This is a genomic window from Nocardia xishanensis NBRC 101358 (assembly GCF_001613365.1).
Taxonomy (GTDB): Bacteria; Actinomycetota; Actinomycetes; order Mycobacteriales; family Mycobacteriaceae; genus Nocardia; species Nocardia xishanensis.
The window spans coordinates 50,248-69,668 of sequence record NZ_BDCF01000038.1 but is presented as its reverse complement, the minus strand read 5'-3'; the positions used below and the strand labels follow the sequence as shown (position 1 = coordinate 69,668).

The 19,421-nt window shown below is 70.0% G+C and carries 15 protein-coding genes and 1 pseudogene; 12 read left to right on the top strand and 4 right to left on the bottom strand.

Annotation, left to right across the window (positions count from 1 at the left end; translation table 11 throughout):
• Positions 1 to 197: pseudogene (locus NX1_RS37010) on the top strand (pyridine nucleotide-disulfide oxidoreductase); the annotation flags it as partial.
• A gap of 33 nt (positions 198 to 230) precedes the next feature.
• Entirely contained in the window at positions 231 to 1,364 is a 1,134-nt protein-coding gene (locus tag NX1_RS25280; RefSeq protein ID WP_068064107.1) for an Mrp/NBP35 family ATP-binding protein, read from the top strand.
• A gap of 370 nt (positions 1,365 to 1,734) precedes the next feature.
• On the opposite strand, the gene lexA is transcribed toward NX1_RS25280, so the two are convergent.
• Positions 1,735 to 2,412, bottom strand: coding sequence for a transcriptional repressor LexA (gene lexA, locus NX1_RS25275; RefSeq protein ID WP_157120044.1), 678 nt, complete (start codon positions 2,410 to 2,412; stop codon positions 1,735 to 1,737).
• Between the two features lie 261 nt (positions 2,413 to 2,673).
• Between lexA and NX1_RS25270 the strand changes: the two genes are divergently transcribed.
• The 3 genes from NX1_RS25270 to nrdR all read left to right on the top strand — a co-directional run bounded on the left by NX1_RS25270 (position 2,674) and on the right by nrdR (position 5,155).
• The gene (locus NX1_RS25270; RefSeq protein WP_068064098.1) at positions 2,674 to 3,093 is read left to right on the top strand and encodes a hypothetical protein; all 420 of its coding nucleotides are present in this window, start codon (positions 2,674 to 2,676) and stop codon (positions 3,091 to 3,093) included.
• 223 nt (positions 3,094 to 3,316) lie between these two features.
• Positions 3,317 to 4,564: a hypothetical protein gene (locus tag NX1_RS25265; protein ID WP_084501743.1), complete on the top strand. Its 1,248-nt coding sequence runs from the start codon at positions 3,317 to 3,319 to the stop codon at positions 4,562 to 4,564.
• Positions 4,565 to 4,684: 120 nt separating this feature from the next.
• On the top strand, positions 4,685 to 5,155 hold the full coding sequence (gene nrdR / locus NX1_RS25260) for a transcriptional regulator NrdR (protein WP_068064096.1): 471 nt from the start codon (positions 4,685 to 4,687) through the stop codon (positions 5,153 to 5,155).
• Positions 5,156 to 5,224: 69 nt separating this feature from the next.
• Here nrdR and hrpA read toward each other — a convergent pair whose 3' ends face one another.
• Entirely contained in the window at positions 5,225 to 9,295 is a 4,071-nt protein-coding gene (hrpA, locus tag NX1_RS25255; protein ID WP_068064095.1) for an ATP-dependent RNA helicase HrpA, read from the bottom strand.
• Between the two features lie 139 nt (positions 9,296 to 9,434).
• On the opposite strand from hrpA, the gene NX1_RS25250 reads away from it, so the two are divergent.
• On the top strand, positions 9,435 to 10,073 hold the full coding sequence (locus NX1_RS25250) for a Pr6Pr family membrane protein (RefSeq protein ID WP_068064089.1): 639 nt from the start codon (positions 9,435 to 9,437) through the stop codon (positions 10,071 to 10,073).
• On the top strand, positions 10,070 to 11,308 hold the full coding sequence (locus tag NX1_RS25245) for an aminotransferase family protein (protein WP_068064087.1): 1,239 nt from the start codon (positions 10,070 to 10,072) through the stop codon (positions 11,306 to 11,308). The genes NX1_RS25250 and NX1_RS25245 overlap by 4 nt, the downstream gene beginning before the upstream one ends.
• A 10-nt stretch (positions 11,309 to 11,318) precedes the next feature.
• Here the strand turns inward: NX1_RS25245 and NX1_RS25240 are convergent, their stop codons facing one another.
• Positions 11,319 to 11,813 (bottom strand): GNAT family N-acetyltransferase, encoded by a 495-nt coding sequence (locus NX1_RS25240; RefSeq protein ID WP_245668673.1) that lies wholly within the window; start codon positions 11,811 to 11,813, stop codon positions 11,319 to 11,321.
• 121 nt (positions 11,814 to 11,934) lie between these two features.
• Here NX1_RS25240 and NX1_RS25235 point away from each other — a divergent pair, with 121 nt between their 5' ends.
• Complete coding sequence (locus tag NX1_RS25235; protein WP_068064084.1) at positions 11,935 to 13,572, top strand: acyl-CoA synthetase; 1,638 nt, start codon at positions 11,935 to 11,937, stop codon at positions 13,570 to 13,572.
• Here the strand turns inward: NX1_RS25235 and NX1_RS25230 are convergent.
• Entirely contained in the window at positions 13,569 to 14,297 is a 729-nt protein-coding gene (locus NX1_RS25230; RefSeq protein WP_169812281.1) for an SDR family NAD(P)-dependent oxidoreductase, read from the bottom strand. The genes NX1_RS25235 and NX1_RS25230 overlap by 4 nt on opposite strands.
• A 217-nt stretch (positions 14,298 to 14,514) precedes the next feature.
• On the opposite strand from NX1_RS25230, the gene NX1_RS25225 reads away from it, so the two are divergent.
• The 4 genes from NX1_RS25225 to NX1_RS25210 all read left to right on the top strand — a co-directional run bounded on the left by NX1_RS25225 (position 14,515) and on the right by NX1_RS25210 (position 19,369).
• A complete protein-coding gene (locus tag NX1_RS25225; protein ID WP_245668672.1) occupies positions 14,515 to 15,552 on the top strand; it encodes an AraC family transcriptional regulator in 1,038 nt (345 codons plus the stop codon).
• An 81-nt stretch (positions 15,553 to 15,633) separates the two neighbouring features.
• Positions 15,634 to 16,692, top strand: a complete 1,059-nt coding sequence (locus tag NX1_RS25220; protein ID WP_068064081.1) for an AAA family ATPase — start codon at positions 15,634 to 15,636, stop codon at positions 16,690 to 16,692.
• Between the two features lies 1 nt (position 16,693).
• Positions 16,694 to 18,523 carry a vWA domain-containing protein gene (locus NX1_RS25215; RefSeq protein ID WP_068064080.1) on the top strand — a complete coding sequence of 610 codons (1,830 nt, stop codon included), beginning with the start codon at positions 16,694 to 16,696 and terminating at the stop codon, positions 18,521 to 18,523.
• A 123-nt stretch (positions 18,524 to 18,646) separates the two neighbouring features.
• A complete protein-coding gene (locus tag NX1_RS25210) occupies positions 18,647 to 19,369 on the top strand; it encodes a DUF5134 domain-containing protein (RefSeq protein WP_068064078.1) in 723 nt (240 codons plus the stop codon).
• Positions 19,370 to 19,421 lie beyond the last annotated feature (52 nt).

The window sequence follows — 19,421 nt, the reverse complement described above, 5'->3', positions numbered from 1 at the left end:
CCCCCGGCTTCGCCCCGGCGGAGAACCCGGACCCGCAGGCGGTCATCGAGTTCCTCGAGGGCAAGGGCATCCCGTTCACGACTTGGGCGGGCTGGTACCGGCTCGATGCCCACGAGCGCGCGCTCGGCGAGCCCGAGGGCCGCGAGCGCGTCAAGGTCGTCGAGCGCGCCGACATGCTCCGCGCGAGCCTCGGCTGACCGCCCCGAACGCCGCACCGAAAGGCAACCGCGATGACCCAGCCGCTGGTATCGAAGGAACGGATCGCGCAGGCGCTCGCGATGGTCCAGGATCCCGAAATCCACCGCCCCATAACCGAATTGAACATGGTCGACGCCATCGATGTGCATCCGGGCAACCGGATCGCCGTCCGGGTGCTGCTCACCGTCGCGGCCTGCCCGATGCGGACGACGATCGATCGCGACGTCCGCGCCGCCGTGCTCGACGTTCCCGGCGTCGCCGAGGTGACCGTCGAGTTCGGCGTGATGTCCGACGAGCAGCGGGCCACGCTGCGCACCCGGCTGCGCGGCGGCGCGCAGGACGATGTCGTGCCGTTCGCGCAGCCAGACTCCAGGACCCGCGTCTTCTGCGTGGCCTCCGGCAAGGGTGGCGTCGGAAAGTCCACCGTCACGGTCAATCTCGCCGCCGCCATGGCCGCGCGCGGGCTCGCGGTGGGCGTGCTGGACGCCGACATCCACGGCCATTCGATCCCCGGGATGCTCGGCGTCACGGGCGCGCCGACCCAAATCGATCGGCTGATCGTGCCGCCGACGGCCCGCGGCGTGCGTGTCATCTCGATCGGCATGTTCGTCGATTCGGACAAGCCGGTGGTGTGGCGCGGGCCGATGCTGCACCGCGCGCTGCGGCAGTTCCTCGCGCAGGTGTTCTGGGGCGATCTGGACGTGCTGCTCGTCGACCTGCCGCCAGGCACCGGCGACATCGCGATCTCGCTGGCGCAGCTGCTGCCAACCGCCGAACTGCTGATCGTCACCACGCCGCAGCCGACGGCGGCCCGGATCGCCGAGCGGGCGGGCGCCGTCGCGGCGGATACAGGGCAGCGGGTGGCCGGGGTCGTGGAGAACATGTCCTGGTACGAGGACCCCACGGGTGGCCGTCACGCCCTGTTCGGCGCGGGCGGTGGTCGTGTCGTCAGCGACCGTCTGGCCGCCTTGCTTGGCACTGCCTGTCCGCTGCTCGGGCAGATTCCGCTCAATTCGGAGGTGGGCGCCGCGGGGGATCGGGGCGCGCCGATCGTTCTCGCCGAACCGGACTCGGCGGCCGCGGAAGTGTTCCGCGAGGTGGCGCAGCGGCTCGTCGTGCGCCCGCGCGGTTTGGCGGGTCGTCCGCTGGCGGTCGCGGTGCGATAGCCCGACGAGCGAAAGTCGTTGCAGAGGCGGCGGGCCTGAGTTACGGCCCGACGCGATCCTGCGCGATCCCGACGGCGAGCGGATCTACGACGCGATCGCCTTCGATTACGAGCGGACCTTCGGCAAGCCGGACGGCACGCACGCGGTGCGGTCGAAGAAGTCCGACACGGTACTGCGGCCCTGGCTCGCGGCACACCCGGGCGGCACGGTGGTGGAACTCGCCGAATGGGCCTCGTTCATCCGCGCCTTCCGGCGCTGGAACGGCTGCCCGCCGCGGGAATTTCGTTCCCGCGGCAGGCATTCCGGGCAATCGCTCGAGCGGGCCTCCGGCCGCGCTCCTGCCGCGGCCGCCGGACGTCGGCCCGGCCCGCTAGATCTTGCGGATCACCGTCACGACCTTGCCGAGAATGCGGGCGTCGTTACCCGGAATCGGCTCGAACAGCGGGTTGTGCGGCATCAGCCAGACGTCCTTGCCGCTGCGCTTGAAGGTCTTCACCGTGGCCTCGCCCTCGATCATCGCGGCCACGATGTCGCCGTTGTCCGCGACGTTCTGCTGACGGACGACCACCCAGTCGCCGTCGCAGATGGCGGCGTCGACCATCGACTGACCGACGACCTTCAGCAGGAACAGCGAACCGTCGCCGACGAGTTCGCGCGGCAGCGGGAACACGTCCTCGACGGCCTGCTCGGCGAGGATCGGCCCACCGGCGGCGATCCGGCCGAGTACCGGAACGAACGTCGGCGTCGGACGGTTCGGATCGATCGCGGCCGATTCGGCATCCTCGACTGCGGCGCCGGGCAGGCTGGTCACCGCGCGCACCGCCTCGTCGAGCCCGCGGACGTCGACCGCGCGGGGGCGGTTGGGGTCGCGGCGTAAATAGCCCTTGCGCTCCAGAGCCCGGAGCTGATGGGCGACCGATGAGGTGGAGGTCAACCCGACCGCGTCGCCGATCTCGCGGATGCTCGGCGGGTAGCCGCGCTCGCTCACCGAGGTCCGGATGACCTCCAGCACCTTGCGCTGACGCACGGTGAGATCTGCCCCGGTCAGCGACGTGTCGCCGCCGACTCCGCTCTCATTGCCCGTGTCGTCTGTGTGGCTCACCGCAACCGCCCTTCTCGTCGTTGATGTCGCCTCTCGAATTTAGTCCGGTACCGCCGAGGTTTCAAACATCTGTTCGACGCATGTCGGGCGTTTCGTGCTGACTTCGACTGCGGCGCGTGGTAGAAATCGAACATCAGTTCTTCGAACATGTGATCGAATGAGATTCCCTTCGAGCCATCCAGCCTGCATCCACAGGAGGTTTGTCCGATGAACACAGCGACCCGCGAACTTCGCCCCATCGCCCCGGACGTGCGGGACACCGCCGATGATCTGGGCTCCGACTCCACTCTCCGGGTACGTCTGCGCGCCGTGGGCGCGCCCGGTCGGGAGGTGGCCGATCGCCGTCCTCGCGTGAGTAGGCCTGGCGGCGTCGACCTCTACCGGCGCGGTCCCGTGCGCACGCCCGCGTCCCACCGCCCGCGCGCGGCGCACCCGGTGCCGAGCGTGGAGCAGGCGCAGCTGGGCTTCGCGGTGCTCGCCGTCGCCGCTCTGCTGAGCGCGCTCGTGGTAGCCGGGCTGCTCGGGTTGGCGCACTGGCGGGCGGGTGCCGTCGTCGGTCCCGATTCCTCCACCTCGATTCCCGCCGAGATCGGGCAGCAGCCGGTCTATGGTGATTTTCCGCGCTGATTCGCAGGGGCGCCAGATCGGCGGATTCCGTCGCCGTTCACGGGAGGTCGAGCGAGCTCCGCGGGGGTCTCTCATCTTCCGTTGCGTATCAACTCGATTCGATACGGCAAGTCGGCCATTCGGCGTGGCCGAAAATCTCGATCGGCAACTAGAACGCGTTGCTACTGTGCTGAAAACGTGACCCGGGCAACATTTTTGCCTCGAACGATTTCGGACTCATGCAATGACGCAGCGATTCACCGCAGGCGGCGCGCTCCGCACCTTCGCCGGGCTGTTCTTCTGTCTTCTCTTGGGAATCGGCGCGATTCCCGTCGCCAACGCCGCTCCGGCCTACCTCGACTATCTCGATCTACCGTCGGTGAACGGCGACGGCGAGCACGGCGGCGGCCTCAATCCCGCACTGCCGCTGGACGAACCGACGCTGCGCGTGGCGCTGCACCAGGCGCGTGCCGACGGCGTCGCGCCGCAACGCTATGCGACGCTGCTGCATCAGTATTGGCTCGTGGTGGCCACCGGCAACGCCGCGATCGATCTGGCCGGCTGGGACCCGAGCCGCGGCGCACCGGCCAACGAGCGCACCTTCAACCAGGTATACGTCAACTACCTGCGGCTCACCACGACGCATCCGGAGTTCTACTGGGCCGGTCTGGCGGGGATCGCGGGCGGCTCGTTCGCCTCGGGTTTCTTCGACATGAGCGACGTCGGCGTAGTGCTCGACGTGCCGGGCATTCATCAGCTCGGCAACACCGTCGCCGACCTGCTGCGCGGGACCCCCGAAGAACTGATCGGCGAACTGCCCGCCGACATCAGGCTGCTGGCCACCCAGGGCGCGCGCCTGTCCGCCGAGGACGTCGCCTGGTATCAGACCCGGCTGATGGTCATGCAGAAGCACATCTTCACCGACTTGGTTCCCATGCACGAAGCCTTTGTCGCGCTCGGCATGCCGGGCATCGAGGAGATGTACGCCGCGGGCATCATCGACGCGGACATCCGCGCCGCGTGGCAGTCGATCACGGCGGGCACCCGCGACGGCTACATCGACGCGCTGATCCGGATGACCGACCGGGAGCAGAACCACGTCATCGCCGACCAGTGGGACGTCACCGCCGCGGGCCGCGACGGCATCGGGCGGGTGCTCACCTACGTCAGCACCATCGCCGGCAAGCCCGCGGTGCCCGGCGTGCGGGCACCGGGCGTCTTCGCCCCGGCCACCGTGCGCACCGGTCTGGGCGGACGGCAGGTGGCGCTGCGCACCGCGCTGCCCGCCTTCAATTGGGCCGACCGCGGAGACCGCTGGACCTACATCATGGGCGACTTGGTGCCGCGCCACATCGACATGGAGACCGACGCGGTGCTCGCGGCGGCGGTGCTCGGCGAGTCGTTCTGGCACAAACTCACCCGCGGCAGGCTGGTCCCGCGCCTGCCCGAACTGCTCGCCGACCTCACCGCGCAGTGGCGGTTGATCGAGTGATGCGGCCCGCCGGGCGAAAGGCCCGGTGACCACCCGGGTATCCTCGAAGAGCTATGGAGGTATACGGCGTGTCAATGCGGGTATACCTTGTGCCGGGTACATCGACGAAGGATCTCTCGGATGCATTGCCCGTACTGCCGACACCCTGACTCGCGGGTGGTCGACTCGCGCGAGGCCGAGGAAGGCGCGGCCATCCGCCGTCGACGTTCGTGCCCGAACTGTGGGCGGCGTTTCACCACGGTCGAGACCGCCATACTGTCCGTGGTCAAGCGCAGCGGCGTCACCGAACCGTTCAGCCGGGAGAAGGTCATCCGCGGCGTGCGTCGCGCCTGCCAAGGCCGCGAGGTCGACGACGACGCCCTGAACCTGCTGGCCCAGCAGGTCGAGGATGCCGTGCGCGCGACGGGTTCGCCGGAGGTACCGAGTCACGAAGTCGGCCTCGCCATCCTCGGTCCGCTGCGCGATCTCGACGAGGTCGCCTATCTGCGCTTCGCATCGGTCTACCGGTCCTTCACCTCCGCCGAGGATTTCGAACGCGAGATCCAGCAGATGCGTGAGGCGCGCGCCGCGGCGGGCGTCGCCGCTGACTGACCCGGGTGCGTCCGAGCCCGCCGGAAGGAATCCGGCGGGCTTGCTGTTCCGCGCTGCGACGACGTCCGCTCACCGGCGGATCGCGGCGATCGCTTTCTCGATTCGCTTGGCGGACACCGGATACGGCGTGCCGAGCTTCTGCGCGAACAGGCTCACCCGGAATTCCTCGATCATCCACCAGATCTCGACGACGTCGGGGGCTTGCTTGCGCCCGTCGGGCAGCGCGGCGAGCAAACGGTCGTACGCGGCGAGGACGCGGTCGAGCTCGGCCATGCCCTGCCGGTCGCGGACGGCGGAACCGGGCAGCGACTCCAGCCGGACCAGCGCGGCGCGCAGGTAACGTGGGAGGTTCCGCAGGCGGGCACTGCCCCATTCGGCGACGAAGCCGGGGAAGACCAAGTCGTCGAGCTGGTGCCGAACGTCCTCGGCGATGTCGCGCTCCGCGACGCCGCCCAGCAACGAGGTCACCCGGTGCGCTTCGGCCAGCACCGGCACCACCAGGCGGACGATGCGGGCGACCTCGGTGGCCAGCCGGGGACGGATCGCGGCGACGAGCGCCTCGAAGCGGTCGGGGCTGTGCACCGGACCGCCGGCCGCCGCGATCAGCTCGTCGGCGGCCGCGGCGCGGCAGTCCTCGACCAGACCCTCCAACGAACCGTACGGATTCTGGCTCAGCGCAAGGCGATCCGTGGGCGAGAGGCCCGAGGTGACGGTCCGCGCGGAAGTAGGTATCGCGTGCAGTACCAGGGCGCGGGTGCCCGCTCGCATCGCGGCGGCCTGTTGGGCGGGGGAGCTGAGCACGCGCACGGCGACGCCCTCGCCCTCGGGCACCAGCGCGGGATACCCGGTCACGGTCTGCCCGGCGACCTGGCGGCGCACCGTCGGTTCGACGGTGCCGAGGGATTCCGAGGTCCACACCGTGGCCGCGGCGCGCTCGGCGCCCGCGGTCGCCCGCGCCACCGACGCCGACACCTGTTCGGCGAGTTGGGTCTTGAGCGCGGCGAGGCTCTTGCCCTTCGCCAGCACCCGGCCCCTGGCGTCGACCGCGGCGAAGGTCATCCGCAGGTGGTCCGGCAGCGCGGCGGGGTCGAGGTCGTTCGGCGTGATGGTCACCGAGCCGAGCCGGGACAGCTCCCTGGCCAGGCCGGTGCGCAGCGGCTCGGCGCGCGGGGTGAGCGCGGCCAGCGCGGCGGCGGCGAAGTCGGGGGCGGGAACGACGCTGCGCCGCAACGTCTTCGGCAGTGTCTTGATCAGCGCCGCCGCCAGCTCCTCGCGCATGCCCGGCACCAGCCAGTCGAAGCCGACGGCACGCACGTGCGCCAGTTGCTCGACGGGAATGCGCACGGTGACGCCGTCGTCCTCCTGGCCCGGCTCGAACTGGTAGGTCAGCGGGAAGCTCAGCTCGCCCTGGCGCCAGGCGTCCGGGAAGGCCGTCGGGTCCAGCGCCGCCGCGTTCGCGTTGACCACGGTGGACTTCGAGAAGTCCAGCAGCGCGGGATCTTTCCGCTTCGCCGTGCGCCACCAGCTGTCGAAGTGGCGCGCCGAGACGACCTCGGCGGGGACCCGCTGGTCGTAGAACTCGAACAGCACCTCGTCGTCGACCAGGATGTCGCGGCGGCGGGCCCGGTGCTCGAGATCGGCCACGTCGTCGAGCAGCTCCCGGTTGCGGTGGAAGAAATCGTGTTTGGTCTGCCACTCGCCCTGTACCAGCGCGTGCCGCAGGAACAGCTCGCGCGACACCTCGGGATCGATTCGCCCGTAGTCGACGGGCCGGCTCGTCACCAGCGGCACACCGTAGAGCGTGACCCGCTCGTAGGCGCGCGCCGCGCCGCGCTTGGCCGACCAGTGCGGTTCGGAGTAGGTGCGCTTCACCAGGTCGCCCGCGAGCCGCTCGGCCCACTCGGGTTCCACCCTGGCCGCGATGCGGCCGAACAAGCGGGACGTCTCGACGAGTTCGGCGGCCATCACCCAGCGCGGCGGCTTCTTGGCCAGCGACGAGCCGGGGAAGATCATGAACTTGGCGCCGCGCGCGCCGAGGAACTCCCTGCTCTCCGCCTCGCGCACGCCGATGTGCGAGAGCATGCCCGCCAGCAGCGACTGGTGGATCGCGGTGGAATCCCACGGTAGGCCGTCGTTGCCGGACGCGACGACGGGGACCTCCGAGGACTTGTCCGCTCCCCGGCCGCCGCGCCGCCTGCGGTTCGACGCGACGGAGCCGTCGCGGCCCGCAGGCGCGGATTCCGTTGTCGCGCGGGCAGGTCGCGAGCCGCGGCCGTCGGCCGACCAGCCGAGCCCCTTGGTGATGGTGCGCAGCTGCCCGTGCAGGTCCTGCCACTCCCTGATCCGCAGGTAATGCAGGAACTCCTCGCGGCACATCCGCCGGAACTGATTGGACGACAACGATTTGCGCTGCTCGGTGAGGTAGTCCCAGAGCCGCAGGTAGGCGAGGAAATCCGAGCCTTCGACGACGAACCGCGCGTGCTTGGCGTCGGCGGCCTGCTGGAACTCGGCGGGCCGCTCGCGGACGTCCTGGATGGACAGCGCCGCGACGATGATCAGCACCTCGGTCAGGCAACCGTTGCCGTTGGCCTGCACCAGCATGCGCGCCATGCGCGGATCGACCGGCAGCTGCGCCATCTCGCGGCCGACCGGCGTGAGCGCGAGCGCGGAATCGGGACTGGCCGCGCCGCGCGCCAGCGCGCCCAGCTCCTCGAGCAGCGCGATGCCGTCGCGGATCGCGCGCTTGTCCGGCGCCTCCACGAACGGGAAGTTCTCGATGTCGCCGAGCCCGAGCGCGGTCATCTGCAAGATGACGGCGGCCAGGTTGGTGCGCAGGATCTCCGGTTCGGTGAAGGCGGGCCGCGATTCGAAATCGTCCTCGGAGTACAGCCGGATCGCGATGCCGTCGGCGACGCGGCCGCAGCGTCCCGAGCGCTGCCTGGCCGACGCCTGGGAGACCGGTTCGATCGGCAGCCGCTGCACCTTGGTGCGCATCGAATACCGGGAGATGCGCGCGGTGCCCGGATCGATCACGTAGCGGATGCCGGGCACGGTCAGCGAGGTCTCCGCGACGTTGGTGGCCAGTACGACGCGGCGGCCGGTGTGCGACTGGAAGACCCGGTGCTGCTCGGCGGCCGACAGCCGCGCGTACAGCGGCAGGATCTCGGTGCGCGGCAGTTTCAGGTCGCGCAGTGCGTCGGCGGTGTCGCGGATCTCGCGTTCGCCGGAGAGGAAGACCAGCACGTCGCCGTCGCCCTCGGCGAACAGCTCGCGCACCGCGTCGCCGATGGCGTCGACGGGGTCGCGGTCCACCACGCGGGTGTCCTCGTCGTCCTCGTCGGCGGCGGGCAGCTCGAGACTCAGCGGCCGGTACCTGATCTCGACCGGATACGACCGGCCGGACACCTCGACAATCGGTGCGGGCGTGCCTTTTTCGTCGGCGAAATGCCGCGCGAACAGCTCCGGATCGATCGTCGCGGAGGTGATGATCACCTTCAGGTCGGGACGGCGCGGCAGCAGCTGCTTCAGATAGCCGAGCAGGAAGTCGATGTTGAGGCTGCGCTCGTGCGCCTCGTCGATGATGATCGTGTCGTAGCGGCGCAGCAGCCGATCGCGCTGGATCTCGGCGAGCAGGATGCCGTCGGTCATCAGCTTGACCAGGGTGCGTTCGGAGGCCTGGTCGGTGAACCGCACCGTGTAGCCGATCACGTCGCCCAGCTCGGTACCCAGTTCCTCGGCGATGCGTTCGGCGACGGTGCGCGCGGCCAGCCTGCGTGGCTGGGTGTGGCCGATGGCGCCGCGGATGCCACGACCGAGCTCCAGGCAGATCTTGGGGATCTGGGTCGTCTTGCCGGAGCCGGTCTCGCCCGCGACGATCACCACCTGGTTGTCGGCGATGGCCTTCGCGATGTCTGCGCGGCGGGCGGTGACGGGCAGCTGCTCCGGGTACCGGATCCGCGGCACCGCCGCGCGGCGCGCTTCCACGCGCAGCTCGGCGGCGGTGATGTCGGCGGCGATCTCGTCGAGGTCCGTGTCGCGCGCCCGGTCCAGCCGACGCCGCAGCCGGTACTCGTCGCGGAGGGAGAGATTCGCCAGGCGGGTGCGGAGCGCGCGGGTTCCGGTATCAGCTGTCCTGGTCATTGCGTCGTCCAGCGTACCGGGAGGGGCATCACGGCCCGCCGTTGCCGGGCCGCCGCGGCATCCGCAGCCGGTAGCTGAGCGTATGCCAACGGCGGTGATTCGGCCGGTCGCGCGCCATCCGATGTGCGAAGATCGCCCCATGGACGCGGGCTCGGGCACGTCGTGGGTGGTCAGAGGACTTCGTGTTGCCTTCGGTGTACTCGGCATCGTGGCGCTGGCCTGGATCCCGCTGCGCAATATGGATGCGGACACCTTCTCCATCGCGAACTACTTCAGCTACTTCACCATCCAGTCGAACGTGTTCGGGGTGCTCGTACTGCTGATCGGCGGCCTGCGGGACCCGGTGTCGCGCCGCTGGCAGGCGCTTCGCGGCGCCGCGACGCTCTACCTGTTGATCACCGGCGTGGTGTACGCCGTGCTGCTGGCGAATATCGACGTGATGCTCACCGACAAGTGGATCAACGACATCCTGCACCGCAGCCTGCCGCTCGTGCTGGTGCTGGATTGGATCCTGGTGCCGGTGAGCCTGGGGGTCACCGGCAGCCTCATCGGCGGCTGGCTGATCTATCCCGCGGCGTACGGCTTCTACACCCTCGCGCGGGGACCGATCGTGGACTGGTACCCGTATCCCTTCCTCGACCCCACCGGCCAGGGGTATGTCTCCCTGATCATCGGCTCGATCGTATTGACCGGCGTGTTCGCGCTGCTGGCGGTGGCCGTCGCCGCTCTCGGCGGGCTCGCCGAGCGGTGGCGCGAACCCAGCGAGGTGGTGACATGAACGAGCGCGGCACCAGCGCCTTGTGGCACGGCTTCGCCGATATGGGCGCCGTCGAACGGGACGGCGCGTTCGTGATCGCTCGCGGTGCGGGCGCCTACGTCTACGACGAGGCGGGCGCCCGGTATCTCGACGCCACGGCCGGGTTGTGGTTCGCCAACATCGGGCACGGACGCGCCGAGATGGCCGACGCGGTCGCCGGCCAGTTGCGCACCATCGCGCACTACTCCAACTTCGGCGACCTGGCCGAAGCTCCCACCAGGGAACTCGCCGAGCGGCTCGCGGCGATCGCCCCGGTACCCGGCAGCAAGATCTTCTTCACCTCGGGCGGCTCCGACGCGATCGACACCGCCGCCAAGCTGGCCAGGCGCTACTGGCACGAAGTGGGCAGGCCGGAGAAGACGATCGTGGTGGGCAGGGAGCGCGCCTATCACGGAATGCACGTCGCGGGAACGGCTTTGGCGGGCCTGCCGCTCAATCGTGCGGGGTATGGCGAACTCATGCCCGACGCGCGCATCATCGCGTGGGACGACGCGAAGGCGCTGCTCGCGCTCATCGAAGAGGTCGGCGCCGACCGTATCGCCGCCTTCTTCTGCGAGCCGATCATCGGCGCGGGCGGGGTGTACCTGCCGCCGCAGGGTTATCTGGGCGAGGTCCGCCGCATCTGCCGCGAGCACGACATCCTGTTCGTCGTCGACGAGGTGGTCACCGGGTTCGGGCGCATCGGCGGAAGCTGGTTCGCCTCGACCCGATTCGACCTGCGACCCGACATCATGACCACCGCCAAGGGGCTGACCAGCGGCTATCAGCCGATGGGCGCGGTGTTCGCCGCGCCGCAGGTGGCCGAGCCGTTCTTCGGCGGCGGCGTCTGGTGGCGGCACGGGTACACCTACGGCGGGCACGCCGCCGCGGCCGTCGCCGGGCTGGTCAACCTCGACATCATCGAACGCGAGAACCTGCTCGCCGAGGCCGCCAGGCTGGAGACCACCTTGCACGAGAAGCTGGCGCCGCTGGCGGCGCATCCGAGGGTGGCCGAGGTGCGCAGCGGACTCGGCGCGGTGGCCGCGGTGCAGCTGGCCGAACCGTCCGAAGCTCCGTCTTTCGTCAAACAATTACGCGCCCAAGGGGTTTCGAGCCGAGCCGCGGGTCAGGGAGCGATGCAGGTCTCGCCCGCCTTCGTGATGACCGACGCGCAGGTCGACGAGCTGGTGGCGGGGTTCGCCCGAGCGCTGGGCTGATCGCGCCGGTTCACAGCGCCGATGTCATGAAAACGCTGTGCGGGTCGTCGGTGTACTCGCCGAAGGGCGGACAGACCTGGAAGCCGTGCCGCGCGTAAAGGCGTTGGGCGGGAAGATAATAGGGTGCGGCGCCGGTCTCCAGGCTGAGCCTGCGGTAGCCGCGGGCGCGCGCTTCGCCGACGATGTGCCGCAGTAGTGCCGCCGCGACGCCACGCCCCGTGTGCCCGGCCGCGGTGCGCATGGATTTGATCTCGCCGTGGGTGGCGTCGAGTTGTTTGAGGGCGCCGCAACCCAGGAGTTCGTCGTTCTCGCGCGCGCTCCAGAAGGTGATGCCCGGCTGCCGGAGTTCGGTGAGATCGAGCGCGTGCATGCTGCCCGCAGGGGAATTGGCGTGCATCTCGGCCAGGTGGGTGGCCAGCAGGTCGATGATGTCGGGGCCGGTGAGGCCGTCGACGGCGATGCGCAGGCCGGTGCGCGACGGGTGCTCCTCGGTGTGGCTCGACATAGCGTCCAGCATGGTTGCACGCCGGGCTCTCGACGGGATTGTGTGAGACACCTTACTGTGAGGACACCCGCCGTCATATCGAGTGCCCCCGGCTCTCCAGTGCCCCAGCTCAGGTGGATCCATGAACCGTGTCACCACTTTCGGCTCCGCCGCGCTCGGCGCGGCCCGCCGCGTCGCCGACGAGACCTACTACGCGACCCTGGCGGTCCGCGCGGGCTTGGCCACGCCGCAACGGCCGGACCGGCTGGCGCGAATGGGCATGGCGGTGGCGCGCTCGGGCATGCTCGGCGGACTCGTGACGATCGCGGCGCTGCGCTACCGGGACCGGGCCGCGCTCATCGATGAACTCGGCGCGGTGAGCTTCCGCGAGCTCGACGAGCGCAGCACCGCGTTGGCCAATGCGTGGCGGGCGCGCGGCCTGCGCGACGGCGAAGGCGTCGCGGTGCTGGCGCGCAACCACCGCGGCTTCCACTACGCGGTGTTCGCCGCGGCCAAATGCGGCGCGGAGATCATCCTGCTCAACACCGATTTCGCCGGGCCGCAGCTGCGCGAGGTGCTCGCCAGAGAAGGCGCCGACCTGCTGGTCTACGACGACGAATACACGGGCGTCCTCGGCGATCTGCGGCCGCCGCGCGGGCGCTACCGCGCCTGGACCGACGCGCCGGCGGTCGACTCGCTGGAGAACCTGATCGCGGGCGGCTCACGGAAGCCGCCGCGCAGGCCGAGCACCCACGCCAGAATCATCCTGCTGACCAGCGGCACCACCGGAACCCCGAAGGGCGCGCCGCGCCGTGAGCCGACCTCGCTGGCTCCGCTCGGCGCCGTCCTCGGCCGGGTTCCCTTCCGCGTCAAGGAGATCACCGAATGTCCTGCGCCGCTGTTCCACACACTCGGCTTCGCGCACGCCGTGATGGCCGTCGGCTTCGGTTCGACCTTGGTGATCCGCCGCCGTTTCGATCCGCGCGCGGTGCTCGACAGCCTGCACCGCCATCGCGCCACCGCGTTGATCGCGGTGCCCGTGATGCTGCAGCGGCTCGTCGATCTCGGGCCAGAAGCCCGTGCCGGCCACGACTTCTCGCGGCTGCGGATCATCTTCGTCGCGGGCTCGCAGCTGGGCGCGGAGCTGTGCGTGCGCGTCACCGAGGCGTTCGGGCCCGTGGTCTACAACCTCTACGGCTCGACGGAGGTGGCCTACGCGACCATCGCCACGCCCGCGGACCTGGCGGTCGAGCCGGGCTGCGTCGGCACCCCGGTGCCGAGCACCACGGTGAAGATCTTCGACGACAACGACGCCGAGCTGCCGCCCGGCCGCACCGGGCGCGTCTTCGTCGGCAACGACTATCAGTTCGAGGGCTACACGGGTGGTGGCGACAAGGTACGTATCGGCGGCCTGATGTCCACCGGTGACGTCGGCCATTTCGACAGCGCAGGAAGGCTTTTCATCGACGGTCGTGACGACGACATGATCGTCTCCGGCGGTGAGAACGTCTTTCCCGGCGAGGTCGAGGAACTGCTCGCCGCTCACCCCGCGGTCGAGGAGGTGAGCGCATTCGGCGTCGACGACGAGCGCTACGGCCAGCGCCTGCGGGCGGTTGTCGTGGTGCGCGCCGGGCACGCGCTCACCGAGGACGAGGTGCGCGAGCACGTGAAGGCGCACCTGGCTCGGTTCAAGGTGCCGCGCGACGTGCTCTTCGTCGACAGCCTGCCACGCAACCCGACCGGCAAGGTGCTCAAACGGCTACTGCGCGAATTGAGTTAGGCCATCCCGAACATGCGGCGCATGGTCTGACGCAGCTGGACGGGATCGGGCACGGTGGTGCGGAACCAGCCGTCGGGCGGCACCACCACCAGTCCGGCCTTGCGATGCTCGACGCAATCCACGATGGCGTCGGCGATCATCTCGGGGGCCGGGGCATAGCCGGGGGCGATGGTGCTGACCAGCACGCCCTGGTGGGCGAGCCCGCGGTGCAGTGCCGCGCCGAGCCCGACGACGGCGTGCTTTGTCGCGCTGTACACCGCGGCGCCGAGCGCCGCGGTGACGCCGACAGCCGAGCCGATGTTGACGATATGGCCGTGCCCCTGCTCCACGAAACGCCTTCCGGCCAGCCGGGATCCGGTGACGACCGCGCGCAGGTTGACGTCGATCTGGAAATCCGAGTCGGCGTCGGACTCGCTCAAGAAAGACCCCGTCGGCGCGGCGTCGGCGGCGTTCACGACCACATCCAGTCCGCCCAGTTTGCGTTCGGCGCGGGCCAGGAACTCGGCGAACTTCGCGCTGTCGGTGGCGTCCAGCGCGAGCCCGACGATGGTGCCGCCGTGCATCCGTGCGAACTGCTCGGCGACCGCGCGCGCCCGTCCCGTGTCCGAGTCCCCGAGCGCGATGTCCGCGCCCGCCGCCAGGAAGGCCAGCGCGGTCTCCTTACCGACACCGTGCGCACCGCCGGTGATCGCTACCCGTTTGCCCACAAGTGTCTTCTTCGACATGTGATTTCGCTCGCTTCCGCCTCGACTCGACGGTAGGACGCGTCGCGGTCGCGGTGCCATGCGATGTCGGGTCAGGACATTTCGGATATCGGCCAGTTGTACCTGCGCCGCGCGATGTTCGGCGCGCCGCGCGGCGGACGGACCGGACGCGCGGCTGTCCTTGCGCTGTCCGGCCAAACCCATGCGGAATCCGGCCATTGCGGACGACGATGGAGACGTGTCCACATGGGAGTGGCGGCGTTCGGTGGCCTTGTCGGCTGTGCTGGTCGAGCTGGCGCGCGACCACGGTGTCCCGCTCGAGGAATGCCTGCGCGACACCGGGATCGAGCCCGCGCAGCTGACGACGCCGGGCACGGAGGTCACCGCCGCGCAGGAACTCGCTCTGATCGGCAATCTGGTCACTCGGTTCGGCGACCGGCCAGGTCTCGGGGTTGAGGCCGGAATGCGCACGCACGTCACCACTTACGGTGCACTCGGACTGGCGCTGCTCAGCAGCCCGACCGTGCGGTCCGCGGTGGAGCTGATGATGCGCTACATCAGGATGACCACGACCTTCGCCCGCACCCGGCACGTCTACCGGGACGGGCGGCTGTTGCTCTACGCCGACGACCGCGAGGTGCCGGATCGGTTGCGCGGCTTCCTGCTGGAGCGCGATGTCGCTGTGCTGCTGACGAATTGGGCCACCGTCTACCACGCTCCCGCGCCGATCGTCGGCGGCGAGGTCGCCTGGGGACTGCGTCCGCGGCTGCGGCCGCTGCTGGACGAGTACGGCATCACCGCCACCGACGGCGCCGGACCGCATCTGGTCGTGTTCGACACCGCGGGCTTCGACGACCCGCTGCCGCAGGCCAGTCCGCTCACCGCGGCATTGTTCGAACAGCAGTGCGCGCAGTTGCTGCGGCGGCGCGGGCTGGCGCAGGGCATCGCCGGATCGGTCCGCGAGGTGTTGCTACGCAGGCTGGGCGGACGCGTCTCGCAGGAGGACGTGGCCGCCGCGCTGCACATGAGCCTGCGCACCATGCGCCGCCGCCTGGCCGACGAGGGCACCTCCTACCGCAGGTTGTCCAGCGAGACCTACGGCAACCTGGCCGAGGAGCTGCTGGCCACCGGCCTGACCGTCGAGGACGTCGCCTACCGCATGGGTTACTCGGGCGCGCCGAGCTTCTCCAACGCGTTCAAACAGTGGCGCGGCATCTCGCCCGGCAGGTTCGCCCGCGCGGCCGCCGAGCGGCACGGCCCGCCCTCGCTCGCCTGATGTAGCGGAAAAACCGGTGGCCCGGCCGGGGTCGGCGGGCGTACCTTCGACCCTCGTGATGCTCGACGGGGGAGGAAAGGTATGGAGGCGACGGTCACGGTAACCCCGGACCAGCTGCCGGAATTGCTGCTGCACGTCGCCGTGGTGCGGCCGGTGTTCCTCTGGGGCGCACCGGGTATCGGCAAGAGTTCGCTCGTGCGTTCGTTCGCCGAATCGCTCCGGCTCGAGTGCGTCACGCTGCTGGGCACTCAGCTGGCGCCGGAGGATCTGATCGGGGTGCCGCAGATCGTCGGCGACCGCAGCCGGTTCGCGCCGCCCGAGTTCATCGCCAGGCCGACGCCCTACTGCCTGTTCCTCGACGAGTTGAACGCGGCCGCGCCCGAGGTGCAGAAATCGTTCTACTCGCTGATCCTCGACCGCCGCATCGGCTCCTACGAGCTGCCCGTCGGTTCGGTGGTGATCGGCGCGGGCAACCGCGCCACCGACAACGCGCTGGCGCGGCCGATGGCCTCGGCGCTGGTCAACCGCATGGTGCATCTGCATCTGCGCGCCGACGTGGACAACTGGTTGAAGTGGGCCGCGCACAACGACATTCACCCTTGGGTGGTGCGCTACGTGACCCAGCGCCCGGATCACCTGTGGTCGGCGGCGCCGAAGTCCGAGGCGCCCTTCTCCACCCCGCGCGGATGGCACATGCTCTCCGACGCACTGCACTCCTGCGGCGACGACCTCGACGACACCTTGCTCGACGTGCTCGCCGCGGGCACGCTGACGCCCGCTCACGCGTCGGCGTTCCGCGCCTTCGTCAAAACCATCCGCCACGCTTACGATCTGGACGCCGTGATCAAAGGCGAGGCGGGCTGGCCGCACGACCCGGGCGACCGGGATCTGCTGTACTTCCTGTCCGAGACCTTCCGCGCGCGGCTGATCAAGGAACTGCCCGGTTCGCGCAAACACGTCTCCGGTGGGGTGCACCGTTTCGTGTTGCGAGCCAAGACGATGCTCGTGGAGCTGGCCGAGATCTCGGTCGAGTGCGCGCAATTGGTGATCGCCTCGGACGCCGACGGCTCGCCCGTACTGCCCTCCTGGTTCCTCGTCGAGGTGACCCGCGACCTGCCGCGCCTGGCCGCGCGGCGATAGCGTGAGCGCCGCGCGCGGGAAGCGCCGCGCGACCGTCGACCCCTGGCGCCAGGCGGTACTGGACGGCTGGGGCATGGTCAGGGCACACCGTGCCTTCGGCTACCTGCCGGGACGGCTTTACGAGCTCGACCAGCGCGTGACCCCGCCGGAGGTGTGGGCGCGTATCACCGGATCCGGCGTCGGCTATCACCCGAAGCGTCGCGCCGAATCCGTGGAGTGGGCATGGGTTTTCGCGCACTGCTTGCTGCACGCGGGGTTCGGGCACCTGGATCCGCGTGGCGTCGATCCCGCCGACATCGTCACCGAGATCGATCTGATCGAGAGCCGGGCCATCGACGCGGCCGAACCACACCCGGCCTACCGCGCAGCCTGTTGCGCGGTGGTCGACCAGTACCTGAGCACCATGAAGATCGGGCGTCGGCCGATCGAATTCCCGAGTGCGCCGAGCCTGTCCGACGAGCGCGCCGCCGCCGCGCACTGGCGCGACAGCGCCGTCCCGGTCGAATACCGGCGCGACGACCCGCCGGACTTCCTCATCAGCGGCGCGGCCGCCGCCGAGCACGCCGACCATCAGGGGTGCTTCGCGGCGGGCATCGCCGCGGCCGCCCGCGACGCGCTGACCGTCGCGGGCGGGGAGACGACGCCGGAGGGTCGTAGGCCGCTTCGTGCCTGGGATGCGGCGCTGAGCTGGTTCGTGTCCTCCTATCCGCTGCTCGGCGCGCTGGCCGCCGGGATGACGGTGGTCGCCGACGCGGATCTGGCGCGCGGCTGGGATATCGCCATCGCCGCGGTCAACGCCGAGGCGGCGGAGATCTACGTCAACCCGCTGGCCGGGTTGAGCCAGGAGGAGTGGCGTTTCGTGCTCGGCCACGAAATGCTGCATGCCGCACTACGACACGGTGAACGCGCGGGATGGCGCGACCCGTACCTGTTCAACATCGCCTGCGACTACGTCGTGAACGGTTGGCTGGTGGAACTCGGGGTCGGGGTCATGCCCGAAGGGCTGCTCTACGACCCCGGGCTGAAAGGCTGTTCGGCCGAGGAAGTGTACGACCGCATCTCGGTGGATCTGCGGCGGCTGCGCAAACTGGCGACGCTGCGCGGGCGGGGTCGCGGTGACGTGCTCGGCGAACCGCTGCCGCACCCCGGCGGCGCCGGGCGCTATGTCGATCTGGACGAGTACTACCGCAACGCGCTGAGCACCGGCCTGGCGTATCACCTGAACAGCGGGCGCGGCTATGTCCCCGCGGCGCTGGAGGAGGCGATTCGCGCCATGGACCAGCCGCCGCTGCCATGGGACGCGCAGTTGGCGCACTGGTTCGACGAGCACGTCCTCGCTGCCCAGAAGCGCCGCAGTTACGCGCGCGCCTCGCGCAGGCAGGCGGCGACGCCGGATATTCCGCGCCCGGCCTGGGTGCGGCCGGAGGAGACCGCGCGCCTGCCGACCTTCGGCGTCGTCCTCGACACGTCGGGCTCGATGGACCGAACGTTGCTCGGAAAATGCCTGGGCGCCATCGCTTCCTACGCCTTGGCCAGGGACGTGCCGCGCGCCAGGGTGGTCTACTGCGACGCCGCGGCCTACGACGCCGGATACCTGCCGGTCGAGGAGATCGCGCGCGGGGCGCGGGTGCGCGGTCGCGGCGGCACCGTATTGCAGCCGGGCGTGCGGCTGCTCGAACGCGCCGACGATTTTCCCGCCGACGGCCCGATGCTGATCATCACCGACGGTGCCTGCGATGTGTTGCGGGTGCGACGCGAGCACGCCTACCTGATTCCCGCGGGCGCGTCGTTGCCGTTTCGCCCGAACGGGCCGGTTTTTCGTCTGCGGTGAGCGAGGTGAGGCTTCCTACCGTTCGCACGAGCGTCGGGTCACGAGAAAGGCCACCCTGACCATGCGTGAGATGCGAGCATGGAAGGGCTGTCTCACGATCGCCGCGGCGAAAGGTGGTGGGGTGTGGCCGAGTTCGTACAGGAATACGCCGCGTTGCGGTGGGCGGTGGCGGCGGCGTTCTTGGTGGCGTCGGTGATCGTGGTGCTGCGGGTGGCCGGATCGGCTCTCGGCGGTGTCCAAGCCGTCGATCACCACTCGGATGCGGCTGGGCCGGATGTCGCACTGCTCGAGTCACTTACGACTGCCGCGCCGACCATGTCCGCGAATCAGCCTTCGGTTCAGTCGCTTTCACCGACGACTCGCGTGGACCATCAGGAATCGGACGCCGCTCATCTGGTCATGTGCCTGATCATGCTGGCGATGCTGATCTTTCCGGCCGGTGCGAGCCCGCACGCGGTGCGCGGCGTGCTGATCGCCATGATGGTCGCGTTCGGCGCGCTGCTGGTGAGCCGGATCGTGGAATGGCGTTCGGTAGGGGGCGCGGCGGGCGGACAGGTCTTCGCGATCGGGTACCACGCCATCACGGCGGCGGCCATGCTCTACGCGATGTCCGGCCATTCGGTCGGCGGTCACACCGGTCCCGCGCCACTCGCGGCCTTCACGCTCGCCGCGCTCTTCCTCGCGGACGCGGTCGCGGTGCTGTGCCTGCGCGGCGGCGGATGGCATCGGCTCGCGCACCGGGCCGGCGGTGGCTCATCGGCCGTCGCCCCGCACGTGGTGATGGATCTCGGCACGGCGTACATGCTGGTCGCCGCCGTCTTGGGAGGGCATGCCCCGCTGGGGTGAAACGGGTTATCGAGTGAACACGTCGCTCGAAGAAGCGGCGCTCGCCAGGTCG

Bases quoted from the DNA above. Each gene is read 5' to 3' on its own strand.
- NX1_RS25280 (WP_068064107.1), top strand. From the start codon at position 231: ATGACCCAGCCGCTGGTATCGAAGGAACGGATCGCGCAGGCGCTCGCG.
- NX1_RS25270 (WP_068064098.1), top strand. From the start codon at position 2,674: ATGAACACAGCGACCCGCGAACTTCGCCCCATCGCCCCGGACGTGCGG.
- NX1_RS25265 (WP_084501743.1), top strand. From the start codon at position 3,317: ATGACGCAGCGATTCACCGCAGGCGGCGCGCTCCGCACCTTCGCCGGG.
- nrdR (WP_068064096.1), top strand. From the start codon at position 4,685: ATGCATTGCCCGTACTGCCGACACCCTGACTCGCGGGTGGTCGACTCG.
- hrpA (WP_068064095.1), bottom strand. From the start codon at position 9,295: ATGACCAGGACAGCTGATACCGGAACCCGCGCGCTCCGCACCCGCCTG.
- NX1_RS25250 (WP_068064089.1), top strand. From the start codon at position 9,435: ATGGACGCGGGCTCGGGCACGTCGTGGGTGGTCAGAGGACTTCGTGTT.
- NX1_RS25245 (WP_068064087.1), top strand. From the start codon at position 10,070: ATGAACGAGCGCGGCACCAGCGCCTTGTGGCACGGCTTCGCCGATATG.
- NX1_RS25240 (WP_245668673.1), bottom strand. From the start codon at position 11,813: ATGTCGAGCCACACCGAGGAGCACCCGTCGCGCACCGGCCTGCGCATC.
- NX1_RS25235 (WP_068064084.1), top strand. From the start codon at position 11,935: ATGAACCGTGTCACCACTTTCGGCTCCGCCGCGCTCGGCGCGGCCCGC.
- NX1_RS25230 (WP_169812281.1), bottom strand. From the start codon at position 14,297: ATGTCGAAGAAGACACTTGTGGGCAAACGGGTAGCGATCACCGGCGGT.
- NX1_RS25220 (WP_068064081.1), top strand. From the start codon at position 15,634: ATGGAGGCGACGGTCACGGTAACCCCGGACCAGCTGCCGGAATTGCTG.